This window comes from Parabacteroides sp. Marseille-P3160 (assembly GCF_900162725.1).
Classification (GTDB): Bacteria; Bacteroidota; Bacteroidia; order Bacteroidales; family Tannerellaceae; genus Marseille-P3160.
The window spans coordinates 1,693,065-1,715,620 of record NZ_LT799418.1 but is presented as its reverse complement, the minus strand read 5'-3'; the positions used below and the strand labels follow the sequence as shown (position 1 = coordinate 1,715,620).

20 protein-coding genes and 1 pseudogene are annotated in these 22,556 nt (G+C 43.6%); 15 read left to right on the top strand and 6 right to left on the bottom strand.

The genetic code is table 11. The features are described from left to right. The first annotated feature begins 14 nt into the window (after positions 1–14). A complete protein-coding gene (locus BQ8014_RS06855; RefSeq protein WP_080903719.1) occupies positions 15–1,502 on the top strand; it encodes a SusD/RagB family nutrient-binding outer membrane lipoprotein in 1,488 nt (495 codons plus the stop codon). Between the two features lie 29 nt (positions 1,503–1,531). Next, complete coding sequence (locus BQ8014_RS06850; RefSeq protein ID WP_080903718.1) at positions 1,532–2,032, top strand: lipid-binding protein; 501 nt, start codon at positions 1,532–1,534, stop codon at positions 2,030–2,032. Positions 2,033–2,463: 431 nt separating this feature from the next. Here the strand turns inward: BQ8014_RS06850 and BQ8014_RS06845 are convergent, their stop codons facing one another. Further along, complete coding sequence (locus tag BQ8014_RS06845; RefSeq protein ID WP_080903717.1) at positions 2,464–3,657, bottom strand: ATP-binding protein; 1,194 nt, start codon at positions 3,655–3,657, stop codon at positions 2,464–2,466. A gap of 383 nt (positions 3,658–4,040) precedes the next feature. Beyond that, entirely contained in the window at positions 4,041–4,304 is a 264-nt protein-coding gene (locus BQ8014_RS06840; protein WP_234997998.1) for a hypothetical protein, read from the bottom strand. A gap of 288 nt (positions 4,305–4,592) precedes the next feature. Between BQ8014_RS06840 and BQ8014_RS06835 the strand changes: the two genes are divergently transcribed. The 6 genes and pseudogenes from BQ8014_RS06835 (at position 4,593) to BQ8014_RS18965 (ending at position 9,226) form a co-directional block, all read left to right on the top strand. Continuing rightward, positions 4,593–5,936: an ATP-binding protein gene (locus BQ8014_RS06835; RefSeq protein WP_080903715.1), complete on the top strand. Its 1,344-nt coding sequence runs from the start codon at positions 4,593–4,595 to the stop codon at positions 5,934–5,936. A 103-nt stretch (positions 5,937–6,039) separates the two neighbouring features. After that, positions 6,040–6,786, top strand: coding sequence for an ATP-binding protein (locus tag BQ8014_RS19695; RefSeq protein ID WP_234997997.1), 747 nt, complete (start codon positions 6,040–6,042; stop codon positions 6,784–6,786). Between the two features lie 46 nt (positions 6,787–6,832). Then, positions 6,833–7,132, top strand: a pseudogene (locus tag BQ8014_RS19690) (DUF4143 domain-containing protein); the annotation flags it as partial. Positions 7,133–7,345: 213 nt separating this feature from the next. Beyond that, the gene (locus BQ8014_RS06825; RefSeq protein ID WP_080905859.1) at positions 7,346–8,341 is read left to right on the top strand and encodes a type IV toxin-antitoxin system AbiEi family antitoxin; all 996 of its coding nucleotides are present in this window, start codon (positions 7,346–7,348) and stop codon (positions 8,339–8,341) included. Further along, positions 8,319–8,651 carry a hypothetical protein gene (locus BQ8014_RS18970; protein WP_087880494.1) on the top strand — a complete coding sequence of 111 codons (333 nt, stop codon included), beginning with the start codon at positions 8,319–8,321 and terminating at the stop codon, positions 8,649–8,651. Before BQ8014_RS06825 ends, BQ8014_RS18970 begins: the two co-directional genes overlap by 23 nt. A 47-nt stretch (positions 8,652–8,698) precedes the next feature. Then, positions 8,699–9,226, top strand: coding sequence for a hypothetical protein (locus BQ8014_RS18965; RefSeq protein WP_087880493.1), 528 nt, complete (start codon positions 8,699–8,701; stop codon positions 9,224–9,226). A 208-nt stretch (positions 9,227–9,434) separates the two neighbouring features. Here the strand turns inward: BQ8014_RS18965 and BQ8014_RS06815 are convergent, their stop codons facing one another. Then, positions 9,435–11,192 (bottom strand): DNA polymerase III subunit gamma/tau, encoded by a 1,758-nt coding sequence (locus BQ8014_RS06815; protein ID WP_080903714.1) that lies wholly within the window; start codon positions 11,190–11,192, stop codon positions 9,435–9,437. A gap of 71 nt (positions 11,193–11,263) precedes the next feature. On the opposite strand from BQ8014_RS06815, the gene BQ8014_RS06810 reads away from it, so the two are divergent. Both BQ8014_RS06810 and BQ8014_RS06805 read left to right on the top strand, forming a co-directional pair. Then, entirely contained in the window at positions 11,264–11,569 is a 306-nt protein-coding gene (locus tag BQ8014_RS06810; RefSeq protein ID WP_080903713.1) for an FtsB family cell division protein, read from the top strand. Continuing rightward, the gene (locus tag BQ8014_RS06805) at positions 11,569–11,892 is read left to right on the top strand and encodes a hypothetical protein (protein ID WP_080903712.1); all 324 of its coding nucleotides are present in this window, start codon (positions 11,569–11,571) and stop codon (positions 11,890–11,892) included. Before BQ8014_RS06810 ends, BQ8014_RS06805 begins: the two co-directional genes overlap by 1 nt. Before the next feature lie 300 nt (positions 11,893–12,192). On the opposite strand, the gene BQ8014_RS06800 is transcribed toward BQ8014_RS06805, so the two are convergent. Beyond that, positions 12,193–12,804 (bottom strand): OmpH/Skp family outer membrane protein, encoded by a 612-nt coding sequence (locus BQ8014_RS06800; protein WP_080903711.1) that lies wholly within the window; start codon positions 12,802–12,804, stop codon positions 12,193–12,195. A 263-nt stretch (positions 12,805–13,067) separates the two neighbouring features. On the opposite strand from BQ8014_RS06800, the gene BQ8014_RS06795 reads away from it, so the two are divergent. The 3 genes from BQ8014_RS06795 (at position 13,068) to BQ8014_RS06785 (ending at position 17,308) form a co-directional block, all read left to right on the top strand. Next, the gene (locus BQ8014_RS06795) at positions 13,068–14,525 is read left to right on the top strand and encodes an aminoacyl-histidine dipeptidase (protein ID WP_080903710.1); all 1,458 of its coding nucleotides are present in this window, start codon (positions 13,068–13,070) and stop codon (positions 14,523–14,525) included. Positions 14,526–14,792: 267 nt separating this feature from the next. Further along, positions 14,793–16,286, top strand: a complete 1,494-nt coding sequence (locus BQ8014_RS06790) for a hypothetical protein (protein WP_080903709.1) — start codon at positions 14,793–14,795, stop codon at positions 16,284–16,286. A 23-nt stretch (positions 16,287–16,309) separates the two neighbouring features. Further along, positions 16,310–17,308, top strand: coding sequence for an endonuclease/exonuclease/phosphatase family protein (locus tag BQ8014_RS06785; RefSeq protein WP_080905858.1), 999 nt, complete (start codon positions 16,310–16,312; stop codon positions 17,306–17,308). A 5-nt stretch (positions 17,309–17,313) separates the two neighbouring features. Here BQ8014_RS06785 and BQ8014_RS06780 read toward each other — a convergent pair whose 3' ends face one another. After that, the gene (locus BQ8014_RS06780) at positions 17,314–18,273 is read right to left on the bottom strand and encodes a DUF4886 domain-containing protein (protein ID WP_080903708.1); all 960 of its coding nucleotides are present in this window, start codon (positions 18,271–18,273) and stop codon (positions 17,314–17,316) included. Positions 18,274–18,415: 142 nt separating this feature from the next. Between BQ8014_RS06780 and BQ8014_RS06775 the strand changes: the two genes are divergently transcribed. Next, positions 18,416–20,107, top strand: a complete 1,692-nt coding sequence (locus BQ8014_RS06775) for a M23 family metallopeptidase (RefSeq protein WP_080903707.1) — start codon at positions 18,416–18,418, stop codon at positions 20,105–20,107. A gap of 172 nt (positions 20,108–20,279) precedes the next feature. After that, positions 20,280–20,690, top strand: a complete 411-nt coding sequence (locus BQ8014_RS06770; protein WP_080903706.1) for a DUF3836 domain-containing protein — start codon at positions 20,280–20,282, stop codon at positions 20,688–20,690. 90 nt (positions 20,691–20,780) lie between these two features. Here the strand turns inward: BQ8014_RS06770 and BQ8014_RS06765 are convergent, their stop codons facing one another. Beyond that, entirely contained in the window at positions 20,781–22,541 is a 1,761-nt protein-coding gene (locus tag BQ8014_RS06765) for a DUF3857 domain-containing protein (protein WP_080903705.1), read from the bottom strand. Between the last annotated feature and the right edge of the window lie 15 nt (positions 22,542–22,556).

Here is a 22,556-nt window from a genome sequence, read left to right as displayed (position 1 = left end):
CTAAAATTAGATATATGAAAACAATATATAAAATAATAATTTATTGCTTGGTAATATTTACAACCATATCTTGTGATAATACGCTGGATGTAAATACCAATCCTAATTATCCTTCAGAAGCATCTGTTGAAATGTTGATTCCATCTGGTATTGCATGGACTTCTTCCCGTTTAGGAAGTGATTTAGAGCTTTTAGGAAGCCTATGGGCGCAGCATTATGCTCAGAACAATGCATCCAATCAATATACTAATTATGATTCTTACAATATATTAAATACAAATCTTAGCGGTGTATGGAGTGCAGCGTATTCAGGTGCTTTACCCGATTTATACCTTGCAAAAGAAAAGGCAGAAAAAGATTCTGATTTTGCTTCATGGATTATAGCACAAGTTCTAATTGCTTTTAACTATCATATTTTGGCCGATTTCTATGAAACAATTCCTCTCTCTGAAGCACTAAATGAAAACATAGCAGCGCCAAAATACGATGAAGGTAAAGAAATTAATGCTAGCATTATCGCAATGTTAGATGAAGCGATTGCTAAAAAAGGATCAGCATCTGAATACTCACCGATAGAAAACAGAGATTTTGTTTTTAAAGGAGATGTTAGTAAATGGATTGAATTTGCAAAAACACTAAAATTAAAGATTCTTCTTCGTGATTTTTCCGCAAACCAGACTGCGATTACAGCATTACTAAATGAAGGAGGATTTTTAACAACAGATGATGCCAAAATGAACGGATTCATGGATAAAGAAAATAATTCAAATCCATTATATGAAAATGATCGTAGGAAATTAAATACTCCAAACAACTTACGTGCAAGTGCAACAATGGTAGCATTCTTATTAGAATATAATGATCCTAGAATCTCCGCATATTACGAAAATGCTCAAGCTGAAGGAACGGATCCTTACAAAGGACTTCCTCAAGGAGGTTATACTATTGAACAGACCATTATTCCTTCTGCAACTCTCTCAAGAGCACGTTTAGCTCCTGAAGATCCTGTATATTTCATGTCTGTAGCGGAAAGCAATTTCTTGCAAGCAGAGTCATATGCTAGGCTTGGAAATAAAACAAAAGCAAAGGAATTTTATGATTTAGCTGTTACAAAAGCTTTTGATAGATGGGGATTTGCAGATCAAGCTAACGACTTTTTAATAGGAGCTTATTTATTTGATGATACAAACGTAGAGACTATGTTAAAGTCCATAATTACCCAAAAATGGGTTGCCTCTGTTCGCTGTCAAGCATGGGATGCTTTTTTTGATATTAATCGAACGGGCTATCCTAAGTTAGGGACAACATATCCAGTATCAGCAACAGATTGGACGACCCCTAATCCTCTTTACATTATTGGAGAGTTAACACCAAGTGTAAACTCCGTGATTTCTTCTGGAGAATTTCCTAGAAGAATATTGATACCGAAGAATTCTTCCGATAATAATCCTAATGCTCCAGCAGTCATTCCTTTGACAAAAAAGATGTGGTGGCATAAATAATCATTCTAAACCATAAAAGATTATAGAATATGAAAAAAATTAAATTATTTTCTATTATAGTATTTGCAATATTATTCGGCGTAAGTTGTGAGACTTATGATGACCCAGAAGTTGAGTATTCATCTGTTTTCCCCTTATCTGGAGAATGGAAAACGGTTATGACTAATTCTGCAACGGGAGCAACAGCAAAAGTGGTACTTTATACATACAATACATCTGACGAAAGTACCACTCAAATGTGGCTTAGAATTGGAACAGCAACGTCTTTCAATGCCAATTATGGGGTAAGAGGAAAGGTGGATATTAATATTAGTGCAAAAACTTTTTCCGTGACAGATCAACCAAACGCTTTTCTAACTAATGGAAAAACTTTTTCTATCTCCAATGGAAATGTGGTCTTAGATGGAGCAACAACTCCAAGCGGACATAAAGCGGATGCAATATCTTTTACTTTGACAACAGAGCAAACTCCTGGCATCACATATACTTTTACAGGATTTAGGAGAACTGGTTGGCCAGAAGATGAATAAAACATATTTTTGTATATCTAAAAGAGGGTGTTAAAGTTAACACCCTCTTTTTTCTTTTTATATTGACAACTGTTGCCAAAAACGCTGCACTTCTGGGATTCTTCGTCACTTTTGGTGAAGCTTTATCCAGTTGTCGATAATACAACTTTTCTTCTGAGTAATTCAAACCCGGCTCTTCCATACATTTGTCGTTTTATGTTTTTAAGTCGATTAACACTTCCTTCTACAATTCCGTTATGCTCCTAAATAAAGCAACTTTCTCTTCCAAAGAGAAATGCTGAATTACTTTTGGCTTTATGAGGGGTTCTTCTATATACAATAAACTCTTTAGCCGTATAATCTCAGAACGAAGAGTATCATTCTCTTTTTGAAGCTACATATTTTCTTCAAGAAGTCCTGATATGTGAGTTTATTATCCATGATTTGCATAATCATAATAACGGTGTCATATACAAGGGGAGATAAATGAGACCATCCATCTCTCTCACATCTTTATCATGTAGCACATACGGTATAGATAGCTGATTACCATATTTAGCGATGCACTTCTTAAGAGAGGTAAGTGTATAGGTTTTACCAGACTTCACCTCTATGGGGAAAATGTTATGACGACTGGTGGTTATGGGCTTTGCTATCAAAAAGTCTATTTCCATACGGTCGTCATTAGACGTTCTGGAACTATTGCTATAGAAATACAGCCTATGCCCGGATGCGCGTAGCATCTGAGCTACAATATTTTCTATCAACATACCTTCGTTTACTTCCAACTTACCGAACATCAGTTTCTGATAAAGCTCCTCACTCACGATTCCACGCTCATCAAAAGCATGGCTAATGAGCAAGCCTGTATCCCCCATATAGCATTTCAACGTAGTACGCACCTCGTTCAGTTTCAATCCAATGCTGAGGTAACAACAATTGATAATTTTCGCATCACCTAACCCAAAAAATGCTTCTGAATAATCACGCATACGAGCCTCATTTTGCAAAGCAGATAAGCGGAACTTTTTCTGATGTTTCTGAAGCTGTCCCGGAATCTCATCAAAAATAGCCACCACCTTCGTTTCTTGGTTGTCGGCATACTTCTTGATATCATTCCTATATAAAGCAAGAATGTCACGCTTCACCTCATCCACTTTTTCAAAATCGTGCGTTTCCACATACTTCGCCACTGTCTGAGGCATACTGCCTACAATCAGATATTGGCGGAAGTAATCCAAGGTTTTGCGATGAAAAGCACCCATAGGCTTGCGCTTTTCAAATTGGAGTTGTATATAAGGCATCATCATCTCATCATCCATCGCCCAAAGAAATTCTTCAAAATCCATGGGGTGCATCTCAATGGCATGTTCTTCTGATGGCAGCATGATGTCCTTTACATTCTTCTTGATGGAGATGAGCGAGCCCGTTTCAATATAGTCGTACCGATGATCGGCTACCAAATGCTTGATGGCAACCCGGGCACGCGGGCAGAATTGCACTTCATCAAGAATAATGAGCGAATGTGCTTCTTCATCAGCTTTAGCACGTGGGGTGAGTTTACGATTGAAATAGACTTCAAGGCTCATAAAGAGCATATCAAGATCATCTAAATAGAAATAGAAATTGAAAAACTCTAAATACAAAGATACACGTTTTCAAAGAAAAATAAGTCTGCCAAAGCAAAAACATCCTTTTTCTACTCGTTTCTGCCATTTTATCGTTACTTTTGTAATCTAGAATTCCGGCAAAAGTACATAAGGAAAAAGCACAGCACGAGAAAAAAGGTTATTACTCTGATAAATAAAAAGTTGAATTTCCCATAGCTTTCTCTCCCATTTGTTAAATGACTACTCGTACCGATTAAAGCAGATAGTACTGATTACTAAGGATGTGGATAAAGTGTATCGAACTATATATTCTGTCTGCTGTTCACACAAATTTTTATAGCTAACTTATTCAAATCTGCCTTGTACTATAAATTTTGACGAATAGATGTGTCCTGACGACAAATTTCAGAGCATAACGATCAGATAACCCTGTCTATAATCTCCAGTTTTGCTTGCGTTGGTTCTTCATAGGCATTGCAAGCCCGAAGATACTCTTTCAGTTCTATAAAATTAGAACCATAGAGATTGTCGCTGAACTTTTGCAGTTTTACCATTACGTTGATGTATGTACTCGGATCCTTTTGGCGTGTAAGTTTTCTTAATGCCAATATATAATCCTCCCTGAAAACAGTTGGAACAATGATATGTGTCTGTTCGGCTTTAACCAACTCTGCAGTCATCATGATTCTTGATATTCGGCCGTCGCCATCATTGAATGGATGAACCTCACTAATCATGAACATCATGAATATCGCACGGGCAAATAAATCTTAACACTGATAAGAAAACTACAATCATCAGAGGGAACTTACATTATTAAATTGAGCAGAGATAAGAAAAGAGACTTCTTACCTATGTTTTCATCACTATTACATCTCTTTTTGCCTATGTTTTCAATTTATTTTTGTCTATATTTGCCTATGTCTTTAGAAAACAAGCAATCTTTTTGCTTGTAAAAAAATGATATAAAAATGATTTACAGAAACATATATCTAAGATTGAAAGAGTGGGCTTCTAATCCGCAGCGTAAACCTCTGATTTTGAGAGGTGCCAGACAAGTCGGCAAGACGACCATCATAAATGAATTTAGCCGGGATTTTGACAACTACATTCATCTGAATCTCGAAAGACCGGAAGATGCACGCTTATTCACAGAGTCGGACACGGTTTCAGATATTATGCAGGTCGTTTGCTTTCGCCAAAATATATCTATGGGGAAAGGACGCACCTTGTTGTTCATTGACGAAATACAAACTGAACCAAAAGCTGTGGCATTACTACGCTATTTTTACGAAGATATACCGCAGCTTTATGTCATAGCGGCAGGTTCAAGATTGCAATCCTTATTGAAAGAGCGTGTTTCTTTTCCTGTCGGACGTGTGGAATATATGCAGTTAGCGCCTTGCTCATTCGGAGAGTTTTTGGGAGCTATCGGTGAGATGCAATATAAAAAAGCTATCGAGCAAGCGACATTACCGGATGCGCTACATGCAGAAGCTATTAAGCGCTTTAATTTATACACCCTTATCGGCGGAATGCCCGAAGTGGTGGCAGACTATGCAGAATACAGAGACTTAACCCGATTGAAGCGTATCTACAATACACTGCTGAAGGGATATAACGAAGATGTGGAAAAATATGCACCTACACAGAAACAGACGCAAATCATACGCCATATACTAAATACCGGTTGGAGCAAAGCCGGACAAATCATAACACTGGGTAACTTCGGCGGCTCTAATTATCTCTCTAAAGATGTTCGGGAGGCTTTTACAATTATGGAAAAAGCCTTTCTATTGGAATTGATTTATCCAACCACCAGTGTACAAGCACCCATTGAAGCATCATTCCGACGAGCGCCCAAACTGCGCTGGGTAGATACCGGCCTGGTCAATTTTGCCGCAAATCTTCAAGTTGAATTAATCGGGAAAAAAGACATTCTCGATTCATGGCGGGGCGATATTGCAGAACACATCGTTGCACAAGAACTACGAGTATTGTTAGATAATGCTTATATCGAAAAGTTGAACTTCTGGGTACGCGATAAAAAAGGCTCGAATGCCGAAGTTGATTTCATATGGCAGCGAGGAACAGACATCATCCCGATCGAAGTAAAGTCAGGAAATAATACACATCTACGATCCGTACAATCTTTTATGGATTTATCCAAAGGAGAGACTGCTGTGCGTATCTGGAGTGGGAAGTATTCGGTGGACAAGGTAAAAACGCCAAAAGGGAAATCATTCAAATTAATCAATATCCCCTTTTACTACGTAGGGGCCTTACCTCTACTATTAGAACGCGAGATATCATAACATAGTACTCACATATTAAAACCAATCTTTTACCGGGTGAGCCTGCAGGCCTACCATGTGACTGACTTTTCACGAACACGCATAGTACAAACAAGAATATAACATGAAAATATTATTACTGGCGATAATATTTATTGATAGGGAAATCATTCCAGTTATAAAAGAAGCTATTAAATACTTTCCGGTAATCACTATCACAGGTCCTCGGCAATTCGGTAAAACGACTTTGATAAAACATCTGTTTGATGAGCTATCTTATTACTCCTTAGAGAATCTGGATATCCGAAACTATACGGCAAATGACCCTGTCGCATTTTTGAATCAAGATACAAAAGGTATGATTTTAGATGAAGTGCAAAACGTTCCGGAATTGCTATCCTATATTCAGGGAATGGTGGATGAAAATCCGTCAAAACGATTTATCTTATCGGGTAGTTCCCAATTTTCCATGCTTCGATCAATCACACAGTCTCTTTCCGGAAGAACGGCTATCTTTGAATTACTTCCCATGTCTTATTCCGAAGTCAAAGATTCAGCAGACAATAAATCGTTGGACGAGTTGTTGTTTGACGGTTTCTATCCGGCCATTTATGCAAAAAAAAATATTGCAACTTTCCTCTATCCCAATTATGTAAAAACATATCTTGAACGTGATTTGCGCGATTTATTACAGGTAAAAGACTGGATGCAGTTCCAAACGTTTCTCCGCCTATGCGCCGGACGGACAGGAAATCTATTCGTTGCTTCAGAGCTATCGAACGAAGTGGGAGTTAGTGTGAATACAATAAAATCATGGTTATCCGTTTTACAAACATCTTATATTATAACAATACTCCCCCCCCTATTTTGAGAACACAAGCAAACGACTAACCAAAACGCCAAAACTCTATTTCCTCGACACAGGATTAGCCTGTTATTTATTAGGTATAGAGACTCCTCAGCAATTAAACAGAGATAAAAAAAGAGGTGACTTATTCGAAAATTTCATCGTTACGGAAGCCTTAAAACAAAGATATAATAAAGGTAAAGATAGTAATTTATTCTTTTTTAAGGATAGTAATAAAAACGAGGTGGACTTAATGTTAAAACATGAGGATCGCTTTGATGCCATAGAGATTAAATCGGCGCAAACCTATAACAGCGAATTTGAAAAAGGCTTAAAGAAGTGGTCGAGAAAACATTTGAAAATCGTATAAGCAGCAAAACAATCATTTACGCCGGAGCATACGAGAACACAGTCGGAAACATAAAATTAGTCAATTACAAGAATCTTAATACGGTACTTGAATAGGATTTAGCAAGAACGAATCGATTAGATTTCCTTATTTGCTTAAACCAATATCGTTCATTATATTTGCATGTTCATTATTTGTGAACATGTGTATTTAGTGAACAAAAACAAACCAGATATGGAAAAGGAACTTGTAAATAGCGCTATAGATAGGCTCTCTGAAATTGTTGGTAATGCAAATATTCGGTTGGAGAAATCTCCTAATCCTGATTTTGATTATATCTTGCATATCAATGATATAGAATTTCTTTGCAAAGTTAAGGGAGCTATAACAACAAGTAACTTCGGAAATATTCAAAGAAACCTCATTGAATTGCAAAAGCAAACTGAGATCCCTATCCTCCTTGTGGTCCAAAGTATTTATCCGGGCCTCATGATTGAGCTTATTCAAAACGAAATAAACAGCATGGATGTTGCAGGGAATTGTCAAATAAGAGTTGATAAATTAATTCTTCATGTGGAGGGGAAAAAGACAACAGGAAAATATTCCATACCCGTTTCGAGCAAGAGCAGGCTATTTCAGGAGGCTGGTCTGAAAATCATATTCCGGTTATTGGAAAATCCGGACTGGGTGAATTTACCTTACCGGCAAATACAAGAATCGGCAAATGTTTCATTAGGTTCTGTCAATATTATCATGAATGAATTGATTGAGTCCGGCTATATCCTAAAAACAAATGAAGGTAAATCTCTAAAAAACAGGAAAGAGCTATTAGAACGATGGATAGTCGGATACAATGATATTCTTAAGCCCAAACGGTTTGTAAGGAAGATGACTTTCAAAGATAGTAATATCAAAAAAGATTGGAAAAATATATCACTTCCCCCTGATTGTTTTTGGGGAGGCGAATCTGCTGCTAATTTATATGACGGTTATTTGTATCCGAGACAATATACCTTATATGGTGGGAATATCGGAGCATTAGTAAAAACCGGACTCCGTACAGACGAAAATGGAGAAATCTTTGTTTATAATAAATTCTGGACTTTCACAAATGACGAAAGAATGACTCCCGTATTATTAACATATGCCGATTTGATGGGAAGTGGCAACAGCCGTAATATCGAAGCTGCACAAAGAATATACAAGAATGAGTTACAGCATCTCCAGTGATAAATTCAATAATCCTTTATTAAAGGAGTTATTACAAGTGCTTAGTTCATATTTCGAAAGGAAGAATCTGCCTTTCTATGTGATAGGTGCAACAGCGCGGGATATAATAATGAAGCAACTGGCAGATCAGGAATCATCCCGCTATACACGGGATTTGGATATTGCTATTACCATAACTGACTGGAATAAATTTGAGGAAATATCAAACGAGATAGTACAGCTAAATGACTTTGAAAAATCTACCCACCAAAAGCAACGGTTTTATTACCACAAAATCTATGAACTGGATATTATCCATTCGGAGCAGTAGCCAAAAAAGATGAAAATATTTATTGGCCACCTAAGGAGGAAATAGCCATGTCTGTAAAAGGATTCAATGAAGTCTTGAAAAACTTTATCACCATTCGGATTGATAATGAGTTTGATATCCGGATCACTTCACTCAGTGGCTTATTTCTATTAAAACTCAATGCTTGGATAGATCGCAACGTATCAACGAGTAAAGATGCCGAAGACTTATGCTACATTCTTGAGAATTATTACAATGTTTTTGAAGAACGAAATATTGAAAAGAACTATCATCAGGAGGTTTATGAAATGGATGATTTTGATACGTTTGTCGTCGGAGCCACTTGGTTGGGATATGACATCGCTGCCATATTAACTCAAGGACAAAAAGAATATTACAGTTCAAACCTCATTTCCGAATTACAAAAAAACGAAGAAAGCCGTTTGATTGAGCAGATGCTGAAACAAGCTGTACTGTCTCGTATGAGACAGTTTATCGAGCTTTATCTGGAATATCATCAATTTTGCAGCAAACTATTTCTAATGAGTATTAAAATGAATATAGAATCACACAACTACGTGTTATACGTAATGTAGATATACGGCTATTACGCGGTAATTCAGGTCGCAGACATTGCAAAGTTCAATCGCCTTGAAAAGAGAATGAATCTTCAGGCGATGCCTTGAATAAGTTTTAATAAGAATTATTTGTTTGCTATATTTGCAATAGCGGTTGAATCAACCGTGGTTGCAATAAATCACTTTCCTCTGTTTTCTGTATATTTTTATCCTTTTTGCCCTTTTTCTATTCAATGGAGAGGTTGAATTCATCCTTGAGCTTGAGGAGGGTCGGGTTGATGTCGGAGAGAAGTTTGAATTTGTCAGTGGACGTGTAGGCTTTCTGGTTTTCGTTGGTTTCCAGGATACGGATGCTCATCTGGATATGGGTGTTCCGGAGATGGGAACGGAGGTAGGACAGGATCTCCAGGCTGTTGTTCAGAAGCTCATCCTGTTGGCCGGGATTATAGACCGGCACTTCGATTTGGGAGTCGGACAAGAGTACCGGCTTGTTGTTGATCATCGTGTTCTTTAGATGGACTTTTTGCTCGATCGTTTCTGAAAATTCATCCCAGCAAAGCTGTAAATCCTCCTGTGTAAAAGACTCCTTCTGATCCACTACCTGCGTTTCCTGTACCACCTGCGCTTTCGGTTTTACGGAGCCGATCTCCTTTAGCGACGCACCGATAGGGGCATGCGTCGTACGCTTGGGAGTCGCGGAGGGAGAAGACGGCATAGAAGCCGAAGACGGAATGTGGGTTGTCACTACCGTCGGACGTGCATCGGACGAGGCCGCTTGGGAGGTAGCCGGCGCCTGCGGGGAAGCGGATGGAGACTGTCTGTCCTCCTTTGCATTCGCGTTCAAAGGGTTCAGGTGCTTTTGAGACGAATCCGCCGGAGAAGGCGTCGTGGGACGGTTCAACTGGCAGAGCTGGATCAACGTCAGTTCCAGGAGTAATCGTTTATTCCGGCTGTTACGATAATTCAGGTCACAGGTGTTGCAAAGTTCAATCGCCTTAAAGAGGAAAGCTTCCGGACAGCGTTTCGCCATTTCCTTATACCGTTCGCGAATAGAAGAGCCGACTTCAAACAAGACCAACGTCGCCTCGTCACGGCAGACCAACAGATCCCGGAAGTGGGCTGCCAGTCCGGTGATGATATTCTGCCCCTCGAAACCATGGCTGATGATCTCGTTCAGAATCAGCAGGCATTCCCGCACGTTGCCGTTCAGTATAGCCTCCGTCAGGCGGAAGAAATACTCATAATCCAGGACATTGAGGTTTTCGATCACCGCCCGGTAAGTAATATTCCCTCCCGTAAAGCTGACCACTTGGTCGAAAATGGACAAGGCGTCGCGCATCCCCCCGTCGGCCTTCTGCGCGATAACATTCAGCGCTTCCGGCTCAGCGGTTACCCCTTCGCAGGAAGCCACGTATTGCAGGTGCTCGACCACGTCAGAGACTGAAATCCGGGAGAAGTCATAAATCTGGCAGCGGGAAAGAATAGTCGGCAGGATCTTGTGCTTCTCTGTCGTCGCCAGAATGAAGATCGCATGATGTGGAGGCTCTTCCAATGTTTTCAGGAAAGCGTTGAAAGCCGCCGGGCTCAGCATATGTACCTCATCGATGATGTAAACCTTGTATTTCCCCAATTGCGGCGGAATGCGTACCTGGTCGATCAGCGAGCGGATGTCGTCGACCGAGTTATTGGAAGCGGCATCCAGCTCGTGGATATTCAGCGAGCGTTGCTCGTTGAACGCCCGGCAGGATTCGCATTCGTTGCAGGCCTCCCCTTCCGGAGTCAGGTTCATGCAATTGATCGTCTTGGCAAAAATCCGCGCGCAGGAAGTCTTCCCTACCCCGCGCGGACCGCAAAACAGATAGGCGTGCGCCAGTTTATTCGTAAGAATCGCATTCCGCAAAGTGGTCGTCAGCGACTTTTGCCCTACAACGCTTTGAAAGGTGGACGGACGATATTTCCTTGCTGAAACGATATAATTATCCATGGTGTATTTTCTTCTTTCCAGACAAAGATAGCAAAATAATTTATTGTACATTTGCAGAAACAGGTATTCCCATGTCACGGATCAAAGACTTTTACACAAAATATTTATCCAAAATCAACAAATACTGGTTGGTAACTATTATATTCCTGATACTAACCTTCACGGCCGGCGACAGTACGTTGTATAAGCGTTACCAGTACGACGAAAAAATACGTGAACTGGAAAAGGAAATCAAGTTTTATCAGGAAGAAATCGAGGTAAACAACCAAAAGCTACATGACCTGCATACCAATAAGGACGGGCTGGAACGTTTTGCGCGCGAGCAATATTATATGAAGAAGCCGGACGAAGATATTTATATTATTGTTGAGAAATAATGACCAAAGAAGCAAGAACACTATTATACAACATTTCGGGATTATTCATCCTGGCCGGTGCCGTTCTCTATTTCATCCAGTGGACGTATGCCCCCTATCTCTTCGCTTTGGGAGCGGCCGGAATGACGGTCTCTTTCCTGACCGCCCCATACAAGGAACTCGATTTCCGCCAGAGGCGTTTTTACCGTTATAACCTGTTTTCCGGTGTATTGATGATCGTCGCCTCCGCCATCATGTTCAAAGGGCACAAGGCATGGATAGTCTTCCTGACCATCTCCGCGATTTACCAACTTTATTTCGCCTTCAGGGCGCCGAAAGAATAACGGCAAAATCAGGCAGGCCAAACGCATTTAAACTCCTGTCATGTTCGGCGGAAGCTCGAGCTTCCGTCGGTGATAAAAGCGAGGCTCCCGCCTCGCAATGATTCTCCTTTTTAAGTATAGTCAAAGCAGGAGTTTTTGCTTCCAACACGACGGAGTGAGGACACTCCGCCGAACAAAGGGATAAATGCGAGTTTACCTGAAATATCAAGTCGATTCCCTTCCGGTACAGAAATAAAAAAAGCGGGGACTCCAAACGGAGCGCTCGCCTTCCTTATTGTTGTGAATTTATGTTTTGCTTTTTTACTTATCTATCTTGGTAGCATAGTTCTTATTCAGATATTCAAGCACTTCGGCTGTGATATCATAAACCTTGTCAGCCAGAAGGACGGTTCCCCCAACGGTACTGCTGAGAATAATCTGGTATTTCTTGTCCGCATTGAATTTCTTTAATTCCTCAATCAACGTATCCCGGAGCTGCCCGTTGATCTTCTGCTGTTCTTCGCCAAGTTCCTGGGACAATTTACGATCCAGTTCCTGAAGTTCCTGTTGTTTCTTCACCAGGCGTTGTTGTTCCTGTTCCGCACGCTCACGGGTCAGAAAAGCGCCATTATCCAGTTTACGTTGGAACTCCTTCACTTCGGTATCCAACTGGCGGGCCCTCTGCGTAAAGTTGGCGCGGGCGTTTTCCTGTTTTCTCAGGATCTGTTCGTTCAAATCCTTGGAGAAGTTATAATTCATCAACAAAGTGTCCACATCAACGTAGGCAATGGGAAGAGTGGCAATGGAGCCGTCTTTGGAAACCTCCCTTACCTGAGTATTACCTGTCACTTTTTTCCCGGAAAAATGTAAGATAAACAAGATCACAACGGCAACGGCTAATATACCGCTGATGACATAGTTAATATTCTTCATAGAGCGAATTTTAATACTTTATCGTTATATCTATTTTGTTTTATACTTGCTACAACAACTAAGGAACACCTTACAAATAAGAAGATTTATGAATATCCATCACCGGATTAAGCTCATTTTCCATATATTTGTGAACGCAAAGATAAGAGTTTAACAATTATCACGCGCGTTTTTCATATTTAATTCTACTTTTTTTTGATTTATACTGTAAAAACAGTTAGGATTGGAAAATACAGAAAGGTATCATTTTAAATATATAAAGCATGAAAATTACAGATTTGAAGCCAACGGCAGTATGGAGTTTCTTCCATGAGATTACACAAATTCCCCGTCCCTCGAAGAAAGAGGAGAAAATCATAGCTTACCTTGAGGATTTTGCAGCCAAACATCATCTGGCAGTCAAGAAAGACGCAATCGGTAACGTTTTAATTTCAAAGCCGGCAACTCCGGGCTATGAAAACCGCCAGACGGTTATCCTGCAATCGCATGTCGACATGGTCTGCGAGAAGAACAGCGACGTTGTGCATGATTTCGATAAGGATCTGATCGAGACGATTGTAGACGGCGATTGGCTCCGCGCCAACGGAACGACACTCGGCGCGGACAACGGGGTAGGTGTAGCTGCCGAATTGGCCATACTCGCTTCGGACGACATCGAACACGGGCCGATAGAATGTCTTTTCACCGTAGACGAAGAAACCGGCCTGAGCGGCGCCAAAGCGCTTCAGAAGGGATTCCTTGGCGGAAGCATTCTAATCAACCTGGATAGTGAAGACGAAGGTCAAATCTTCATGGGATGCGCCGGAGGCAAAGACACCACGGCGACCTTTGCTTATGAGCCGCTTCCCGCTCCCGATTCCCGGATTTATTTCCGTATCGGCGTAAAAGGACTAAACGGCGGACACTCGGGCGGAGACATCCATAAAGGATTGGGAAATGCCAACAAGATCCTTGTGCGCTTCCTCTATCTTCTCCAGGAAAAATACGATTTTGTACTTAGTACGATCGAAGGGGGAAACCTAAGGAACGCCATTGCCCGCGAGGCGCATGCCGTGATCGGTTTGCTGCCTGACGACCGGGAAAAAGCAGGGGCTTTGCTGAATATTTTCAGCAGCCAGGTAGAAAATGAACTGAAGCATATCGATCCGAATGTAAAACTGACCATCGGCTCGGTAGACCGTCCGTCCCATGTACTTGACAAGGATCTGAAGAAACGTATCATTTATGCCCTTTCCGCTTGCCCTCACGGCGTTATCGGAATGAGCTACGATGTGCCCGGGCTGGTCGAAACCTCTACGAATTTGGCATCGGTCAAGGACATAGACGGCAACAAGATTATCGTAAGCACCAGCCAACGCAGTTCCCTCGAATCCCAGAAGATCGCCGTAGCCAACCAGGTTGCCGCCGTCTTTTTATTGGCCGGCGCCGAGATAAAACAAGGGGACGGATATCCCGGCTGGGCGCCGAATCCGGATTCGAAAATATTGAAGATTGCACAAGAGACTTACCGTAAACTATTTCACAAAGAAGCCGAGATCATGGCTATCCATGCAGGGTTGGAATGCGGGTTATTCCTTGAAAAATATCCGTATCTGGATATGATTTCTTTCGGCCCTACCCTTCGTGAAGTACATTCTCCGGGCGAGCGCATCGAGATAAAAACGGTAGATCTTTGGTGGAGGCATTTGCTCGAAGTATTAAAGAATATTCCCGTACAATAATAAGGGAGTAAAAACGTTATAAAAAAGAGAGTGCGCCAGAAGAAGAAAGCTTTGCAAGAATTCATAACTATAAATGTATTCATTCATAGTTATGACTGCACCGATTCATAGTTATGGCTGCGTTCATTCATAGCTATCATTTTTACAATTGATAAGCAATTGATTTTTAACGCACTCTCTTCTTTTTTTAAACCGCATGCAACGTTTCCACTCGTGCCCGCGTCTTTAAAAAAGATAGATCACAAGACAAATAGATCATTGTTTAATATGAAAAGGGTTATCCTGTTTCCAATTTTGTTTTCCGTTTACCTTTTGCTTTCCTTCCTTACGGGATGCGAAGGGTTAGACGAAAACTATTCGACCGACCCGAACGACCGCCTCACATTCTCCGCCGATACCCTCACCTTCGACACGGTCTTTACCACTATCGGTTCGGCCACCAAAAAGATCATGGTTTATAACCGGAACAACGAAGCGCTGAAGATAGAATCCGTCCTGTTGGCAAATGCCGGCAAATCCTACCGGATCAATGTAGACGGACGAAAGGGGGATTCCTTCCACGACATTACCATCTGGCCCAAAGACAGCCTCTATGTTTTCGTGGAAGTAACTATCGACCCGAATCAAAAGAACCAGCCGTTGCTTGTCGAGGATTCGGTTATTTTCTCCACGAACGGGATCCGGCAGTCCGTACTTCTGCAGGCTTACGGGCAAGACGCCGAAATCTATCGCGGAGGGAAATTCATTACGAAAGACACGGCTTTTACAGCCGAACGTCCCTATTTGATCTACGACAGCCTCTTCATCTCCGAAGGTGCGGTCCTGACAATCGAACCGGGCGCTTCGCTCTATATGCATGATAAGGCAAAGATTATTGTCAAAGGCGGCCTCCTGGCTAAAGGGACGCTGGAAAAGCCGATCACTTTCCGGGGAGATCGCATGGATATACTCTTGGATGAGAATGATGTCGTTTTGCCTTACGACCGGACCCCGGGACAATGGGACGGCATCTTTTTCCTGCAAAATAGCTTCGGGAACGAATTCGACTACGTGACCGTACGGAATGTAACTTCCGGCTTGGTGTTTGAAGAATCGACGCCCGAACAACCGAAGATCAAGATCGGCAATTCGCAGGTCACCAATGCAGACGGGCCGATCCTGTCCGCTATTAATTGCCGGCTCGAAGCCTTCAATTCTGAATTCAGCAATGCGAAAGACGGCCTGGTTACCCTCATCGGCGGGCATTACGCTTTCACCCATTGCACGTTTGCCAATTATATGTCTTTGAAAAGACGCTCCACGAATACGCCCAGCCTAACGATGGCAAACAGCGCAACCATCGATAACGTGAAAAAAGACCTTCCGCTCCTGCAGGCGTCCTTCGATAACTGTATTATCGACGGTAGTTATGCCGCTTCGGGCATAGGAGACACATTATTACACGGGGAACTCATGCTTTCCGAGGCCAAAGGCATTCTTTTCAATTATCGCTTCAATCACTGCCTGATCAAAACCAAGGGAAATGAAAACACCTACTTCGTGTCGGTTCTTTTCGGAAAGAGCCCGACGTATGTGGCAACCGGGATATCCAGCAATTACATCTACGACTACCGGCTGGCTAATGAATCCTTAGGCATCGGCAAGGCCGATCCAACGATTGCAGCAAACTATCCGGCCGACCGCTACGGTATACCGCGGACAGCGAATGCGCCAGACATCGGCGCTTATGTCTACGTGCCTCAGGAGGAAGAGAAGAAGTGAAACACGCGTTCTACGTATTTTGTATCACCTTCTTGCTCTCTCTATTCGGCTGCCCGGCGGGAGGAAAGGCGCAATCCGCATTCCGCATCCTTTTCTATAATACGGAGAATAGTTTCGACACGACCGACGATCCGGAGAAGCAGGATGACGAATACTTGCCGGAAAGCGGTCGCCATTGGACGCGCGGCCGTTATTACACGAAGATGCAACAGATCGCCAAAGTGATCACCGCTGCCGGTGAATGGGGAACGCCCGCTTTGGTAGGACTATGCGAAGTGGAAAACGATTCGGTGCTGCACCGACTGGTAAACCATACTCCTTTAAAAGCCTTTCCTTACCGGTATTGCCTGACGCATGGCTCCGACCCGCGAGGGATCAATATCGCCCTGCTCTATCAGCGCGACCGTTTTGCATACCTTGGGCATACTGCTTACCGGATTCCCTTCAGGGATCCGGAGAAACACTCGCGCGACCTTCTGCATGTCTGGGGAAAAGTGAGCACCGGGGATACGCTCGATGTATTCGTCTGCCATTTCCCCTCCCGCTACGGAGGGGAGAAAGGGAGTGAATCTTCCCGATGGGACGCGGCCTCTTATCTGCACCGTCTTTGCGATTCGCTGTCTGCCATACGGCAACATCCGACTCTGGTTGTCATGGGCGACTTCAACGATACGCCCCGGAACAAGAGCCTGCGCCTCCTCTCCTCCGGAAGCCACCCGCTTACGAACCTTTTTGCCGATCCCGCCCGGTTGACGCAACCCGGAAGCAACAAATACCAGGGCAATTGGTTGCAATTGGATCAAATCCTCCTAAGTCCGTCACTCCTTTCGCCGGACTCGCCAATCCATTATGTAGACGGCAGCGCCTGCCTGTTCGACCCATCTTTCCTGTTTACCGAAGATAAGACCTACCGGGGCAAACGCCCCCGCCGGACGTATTACGGATACAAATATGAAGGCGGCTTTAGCGACCATCTTCCTGTCCGCGCCGATCTCATCATCGGAACGGGAGGCGATAATTAATCCGGCTATTGCTTTTCTTCGACCGGAATAACCTCAAAACGGGTACTACAGGCATATTGCGCTGCTTTCTGGCAAAGGCGGAAATTGGCATCCGTCACCGGAACGTTTCCATTGCCCGTACGAAATGTGTTTCCGGCAATAGTTTTACCCAGGCAGGGAGCGATCAGCGTCTGAAACCAAGTGCAAGCCAATGTATAACGGCCGGCTCCCAAGTCGCTATGGTATCCATCCCGGGTAAGATCCAACGGAGCATTATTCAGCGAGGTGTTCCGAAGGTTTTGTATGGCTGTGCCGGACGGGATGATCAGGTCGATCCCGGTTTCCGCAATCATGGATTTCACTGCCCGGAGAATAGCATGGTACATGGTATCCTGATTGCTGCCGTATTTGGCGAAGTCCTGGTGCTTGGAATCCGTTCCATAGGCCCAGGTCATCTGCCAGCCGAGGCAGACGCCCGCATTAGGGCAATGGACAATCATGGCGTCTATCAGGTACTTCAAATAAGGTTGGTATGTTTCATATTTGCCGGAATTGCCCGATACCTGCTGGATAATAATGATATCCCAGGGCTCATCCGAGACGGCCTCCGTAAATGTACATTTATTATCGGCTTCTTCCCAGACATTCTTTCCGGGATAGGATTTCTGATATCTGTAAGCCGAATCCCCGGTCAGGTATTGTTGGTAATGTTTCTCAAGGGAGCACCCTCCGATGGTCAGCTTACCCAGCGTCACGTTATCGATGCCGGCGCTTTCCAACAAATCCGGAAGATACTGCATCCCGTCTTCCGTGAAACTGTTTCCGATGCCCAGGATCTTCAGTGAAGAAGGATGATGGGGTAACGAGTTATTTCTTAAATTGGTAACGGACAAGGCGCTAACTGCCTTTTCCTGACATGCCGTACGATTCGGCAGGAATATCAATACGAATGCTAATAAAGCAACTTTAAATAAAATGTTTTTCATCTGAATTAAATTTATTAAGTATCCAAAAATACGATTTTTCCCGGTTTAAAAATCTCTTTATCCTAAAATAAGTCTTTTTAGCATTCACTTTACAAGGATAGAAGTACCTTTGTTAATATAAATTCTGAAAAGATTATAATCCATGTATCGTTTTTTATTTTTTAGCCTTTGTTTTTTATCGGGAGCATTCGAAGGAGGGTTTGTGCAGGCGCAGGAAACCTATCGCAATCCGTTCGACTTTCCCATTTTACTCAGCGCTAATTTCGGAGAGCTTCGTCCGAACCATTTCCATTCCGGACTTGATTTCAAGACGCAGGGCGTGGAGGGCAAGCCGGTTCATGCCGTTAAAAGCGGTTATGTATCGCGCATCGGCGTAAGTCCCTGGGGATACGGCAATATTTTATATGTAAGTCATCCGGACGGTACAACCACCGTTTACGCTCATCTGCAACGGTTTGAAAAGCGAATCGCCGATTATGTAAAAGAGCAACAATATGAACGGGAAAGCTTTGCCGTCAACCTAACGCCGGAGCCCGGACTATTTCCTGTCCGGCAGGGGGAAGTCATTGCATTGAGCGGAAACTCGGGTGGCTCCGGAGGTCCCCATCTGCATTTTGAAATACGGGACACCAAGTCGGACGAAGTAATGGATCCCCTACTCTATTACCAAGATAAAATCAAAGACGACAGGGCGCCTCGGATTCTGGGCCTGCAGATCTGTCCGGCCAAAGGCTTCGGCGTTGTCGACGGTTCGCAAGAGCGGCAGACACTCAAACTGGTCACCGGCAAGGACGGGAAGCAAACAATCAGCGGTAAAATCGAAGCATGGGGAAAAGTCGGATTTTCCTTGCGCGCCAACGATTATATAACCGGTACGGGAAATATCTACGGCGTACGGGAAATTACCCTTTCAGCCGATACGATTGTCTTATTTCACAGTAAAATAAACCAGTACGCATTGAATGAAACGCGTTACCTAAACAGCTTCGTCGATTATCCCCAATGGAGAAATACCCATGCTTTCTATACGAATCTGTTCGTGGAACCAGGTAATAAGCTCCGTTTCATCCAGACCGTCAATCGAGGATATATTTATATCCGCAAGGAAGGAACCTATCATCTGACCCTTCAGTTGAAAGATCTACACGGTAATACGACCCAATTGCCGATCTGGATCGAAGGGAAAGAGCAGAATATCGAGCCGCTGGATACGACCGGCTCTACTTTTCTCCGGTGGATAACCGATAATATTTTCGGAGCCAAAGGAATCCGGTTGACAATTCCCAAAGGCAACCTCTACGACGACCTGCATTTCCGCTATTCCGTACAAGAGCCGGAGGGAGCCATCGCAGCGATTCATAGGCTCCACGACAAACCGGTGCCGCTCCATCGCTCCGCCCAGTTATCCCTTCGCCTGCAAAAAGATTCCTTGGAAAACAAGCTTCAGTATGGAATCGTCAGCCTGCACAACGGCCGTGCAAGTTGGATCGGCGGGACCTACCGGGACGGATGGATAGATGGAGACATCCGGGAAATGGGCAGTTATACCGTACGAATCGACAGCATCCCTCCCCGGATAAGTCCGGTTCGCCAGGCACAATGGCTCAGTAAAAAGCAAATAGCCTTTACAATCACGGACAATCTGAGTGGCATCCAATCCTACAGAGGAGAAATAGACGGCAAGTTCGTCCTATTCGAAATGGATGGGAAAAATGCATTAATAACCTATGATCTCGACAGGCAACGGCTGAAAACCGGCTCCCATGAATTGACACTGACGGTCACCGATGCTTGTGGCAATTTTTCCGTTTTCAACCATACCTTTACATGGTAAATATATTCGCTTTCCCTACGTAATTCCGATGGAGTAATTTCGGCCGGTCGGCCGGCAATAAGGTTAAATATTACTAATTACATTTCAATATGACACACAACAAGTCTACAATTAAATATTATACGTATATTTGCCTTACAATTTGATAGTATATTTATTAAATTAATTCACCATGAAAAAATACGGAATTACAACAGTTTTTACATTAATCGCCTTGTTTGTATGCAGTCTCACGATGAATGCCGTTTCCCCTCCCCGTAACTATATCCATGATACGAAAGAGGAAAATGGGAAAGTCATTTCAAAAACCATCTTTTTGAATGAAGACGGTCTCCTTAGCAAGGAAGTAAAATATGAATTTACCTACTACGATTCCGGTAAGGTTGCCGAGAAAAAAGCATATCGGTGGAACAGCCGGAAAAACGACTGGACTCCTTTCTATAGGACGACTTTTACCTATAATACGGAAACAGGAGAAATCCATTCTGTTTATGGGATATGGAACGGAAAAGCGAACGAGTATAATTTGAATGTCCAGGAAATCGATCTTCCTGCTTCAGATTACGAAAATATTTTTTCATAAACATATAAACTCAATTTAGCATAAGGGAGAATTCGTGACGAATTCTCCCTTTTCTGTTTTAGAAGTCTAAATAATAATGACTGTTCAAATTTAATCTTTCAAATTCAGGAGGAGTTGCGTTCCGTTGGGATCGGACCAGGCGGTCAGCAACTGGCGGAAAGCGGCATAGTCAGCCGGGGTGATAAGCTGTTTTTTGAGCGCAAGGTTGCGGATAACGTGGACGACAGAGCCCGATTGCTTCACTTGGATGGCGAGCTGTCCGACGGCATTGTCCAATTCGATATTTGTCTCCGGCGTGCTTAACTGCCAGCCCTCATCCAGCGTGACGGTGTAATGATATTGCTCATTGGCCGGATACGGAAGCAACAGATGCTCGGTACGGCGGGTGTTCAGGCGGTCGTATGAAGAATGAAGGAAGGCGACGGCCGGTACGGGGAAGGACAGCAGGGCGTAGCCGTTGTTGCTTTTTAAGGTCTGGACGGCGGTATATTCAAACGTTTCGTCATCTTTCCCCGGAGTGGTCTTAAGCTCTTTTCCTCCTTGGGTGAGCGCCTGAAGGGAGCCTATATAAGGAATCAAACCGTTACCAAGTACGGCGGTGACCGTCGCTTCGGCTTTGTCGGGCGAAACCTTTAGCTGGGTTTTACAGTCTATTGCATGGGAGGGCGATGGCAACGTGATCTTTTCACCGGCGGAAGAAAGCCCGAGTATCGTTTCATAGGCGGTATACCAGGCCGCATTGGCGATGGATTTGCTGGTCGGGGAAAGCACATATTCCCTTCCATCCGCCGACGCAAGAACGATGAATTCGCTGATAGCAGAAAGGCCCAAACTGGCGGAAGGAGCCTGGGTCGGATAGACGGCGGCCGTTTTGGCTTCGATACCCGCTCCTTTCAACAATCCGGCGAGTAAGCCCAGTTTTTCCGCTCCCGTACCGTAAGCGGTATTGATCACGGAGATTTCGGGACGTACCCGGAAGCCGGTTTCCGTCAATGTCAAGGGAGAATAGCCCACTTCGTCGACTACATAAGAGAGAAGGATTTGCAGCTTTTCGGTGTCCGTCTTGGCTTCCCTGGTCAGATGTTGGGCTAAGGCAGGAACTCTCAGGTCACGGGTGCGTCCGTATTGGAACTGCAGTTTTTCCAAAGCTTCCTTTTCGGAAGCGAAAGAGGAGGCGGTCAGTTGCGGAATATCGCCTGCCTGAACCGACACATAGGGAGCCTTGGAACCGGCCGGCAGATTCGACAACGTCCAACTGATCTGCTTAGTGCCATCCTTAACGGTTTGGATCGCCTTGGCATTCAGATTGGTGATGGCATAATGCAGCGGCTTGCCTTCCGGGGCGGAAATGCTCAACCGGTATTCCTTGACCGGGGAAGACTCCGCCAGTGTTTCGCATAAATCGATTTCGGGAAGGTAACCGGGCTTGGAAAGCACCGAATAGTCCAGAAAGATGGTAGCGCCCAATTCCAATCCGGTATGCACGACTACCAGTTCTCTCAGTTGGTTATAAGCCGGAGCGTCGGCGGCTGCGCGAGGGAGCACTTCCACAAAAGCATTCTCCGGCGTTTTCACGATCGTCCCGTCTTTTTGCTTTGTATAGGAGGAATGTATCTTTACCTCCTGATATTCCGGATTGTATTGGATAAATGTCTCTCCGTAAGTCGAGTTCATGGCTGTATGGGTATAAATCGCCAACTCTTTGGCATAACGGAATTCCTGGCTTCCGTCCCCATGCAACGTCCATGATTTGGAGAGTAGTTTGAATTCCGCTTCCGGGCCGGCAAAGACAGTAGCGGCAGACAGCAGAAGGACGGACAGGATAAGGGTTTTGTATCGTATGTGAGTCATATTCTATCTCTTTTT

Excerpts from the sequence above, each read along its gene's own strand:
- BQ8014_RS19695 (WP_234997997.1), top strand. The coding sequence starts at position 6,040 with ATGAAAATATTATTACTGGCGATAATATTTATTGATAGGGAAATCATT.
- BQ8014_RS06835 (WP_080903715.1), top strand. The coding sequence starts at position 4,593 with ATGATTTACAGAAACATATATCTAAGATTGAAAGAGTGGGCTTCTAAT.
- BQ8014_RS06780 (WP_080903708.1), bottom strand. The coding sequence starts at position 18,273 with ATGAAAAACATTTTATTTAAAGTTGCTTTATTAGCATTCGTATTGATA.
- BQ8014_RS06805 (WP_080903712.1), top strand. The coding sequence starts at position 11,569 with ATGACCAAAGAAGCAAGAACACTATTATACAACATTTCGGGATTATTC.
- BQ8014_RS06815 (WP_080903714.1), bottom strand. The coding sequence starts at position 11,192 with ATGGATAATTATATCGTTTCAGCAAGGAAATATCGTCCGTCCACCTTT.
- BQ8014_RS06855 (WP_080903719.1), top strand. The coding sequence starts at position 15 with ATGAAAACAATATATAAAATAATAATTTATTGCTTGGTAATATTTACA.
- BQ8014_RS06765 (WP_080903705.1), bottom strand. The coding sequence starts at position 22,541 with ATGACTCACATACGATACAAAACCCTTATCCTGTCCGTCCTTCTGCTG.
- BQ8014_RS06770 (WP_080903706.1), top strand. The coding sequence starts at position 20,280 with ATGAAAAAATACGGAATTACAACAGTTTTTACATTAATCGCCTTGTTT.
- BQ8014_RS06775 (WP_080903707.1), top strand. The coding sequence starts at position 18,416 with ATGTATCGTTTTTTATTTTTTAGCCTTTGTTTTTTATCGGGAGCATTC.
- BQ8014_RS06825 (WP_080905859.1), top strand. The coding sequence starts at position 7,346 with ATGGAAAAGGAACTTGTAAATAGCGCTATAGATAGGCTCTCTGAAATT.
- BQ8014_RS18965 (WP_087880493.1), top strand. The coding sequence starts at position 8,699 with ATGTCTGTAAAAGGATTCAATGAAGTCTTGAAAAACTTTATCACCATT.
- BQ8014_RS18970 (WP_087880494.1), top strand. The coding sequence starts at position 8,319 with ATGAGTTACAGCATCTCCAGTGATAAATTCAATAATCCTTTATTAAAG.
- BQ8014_RS06800 (WP_080903711.1), bottom strand. The coding sequence starts at position 12,804 with ATGAAGAATATTAACTATGTCATCAGCGGTATATTAGCCGTTGCCGTT.
- BQ8014_RS06850 (WP_080903718.1), top strand. The coding sequence starts at position 1,532 with ATGAAAAAAATTAAATTATTTTCTATTATAGTATTTGCAATATTATTC.
- BQ8014_RS06810 (WP_080903713.1), top strand. The coding sequence starts at position 11,264 with ATGTCACGGATCAAAGACTTTTACACAAAATATTTATCCAAAATCAAC.
- BQ8014_RS06840 (WP_234997998.1), bottom strand. The coding sequence starts at position 4,304 with ATGATGACTGCAGAGTTGGTTAAAGCCGAACAGACACATATCATTGTT.
- BQ8014_RS06790 (WP_080903709.1), top strand. The coding sequence starts at position 14,793 with ATGAAAAGGGTTATCCTGTTTCCAATTTTGTTTTCCGTTTACCTTTTG.
- BQ8014_RS06795 (WP_080903710.1), top strand. The coding sequence starts at position 13,068 with ATGAAAATTACAGATTTGAAGCCAACGGCAGTATGGAGTTTCTTCCAT.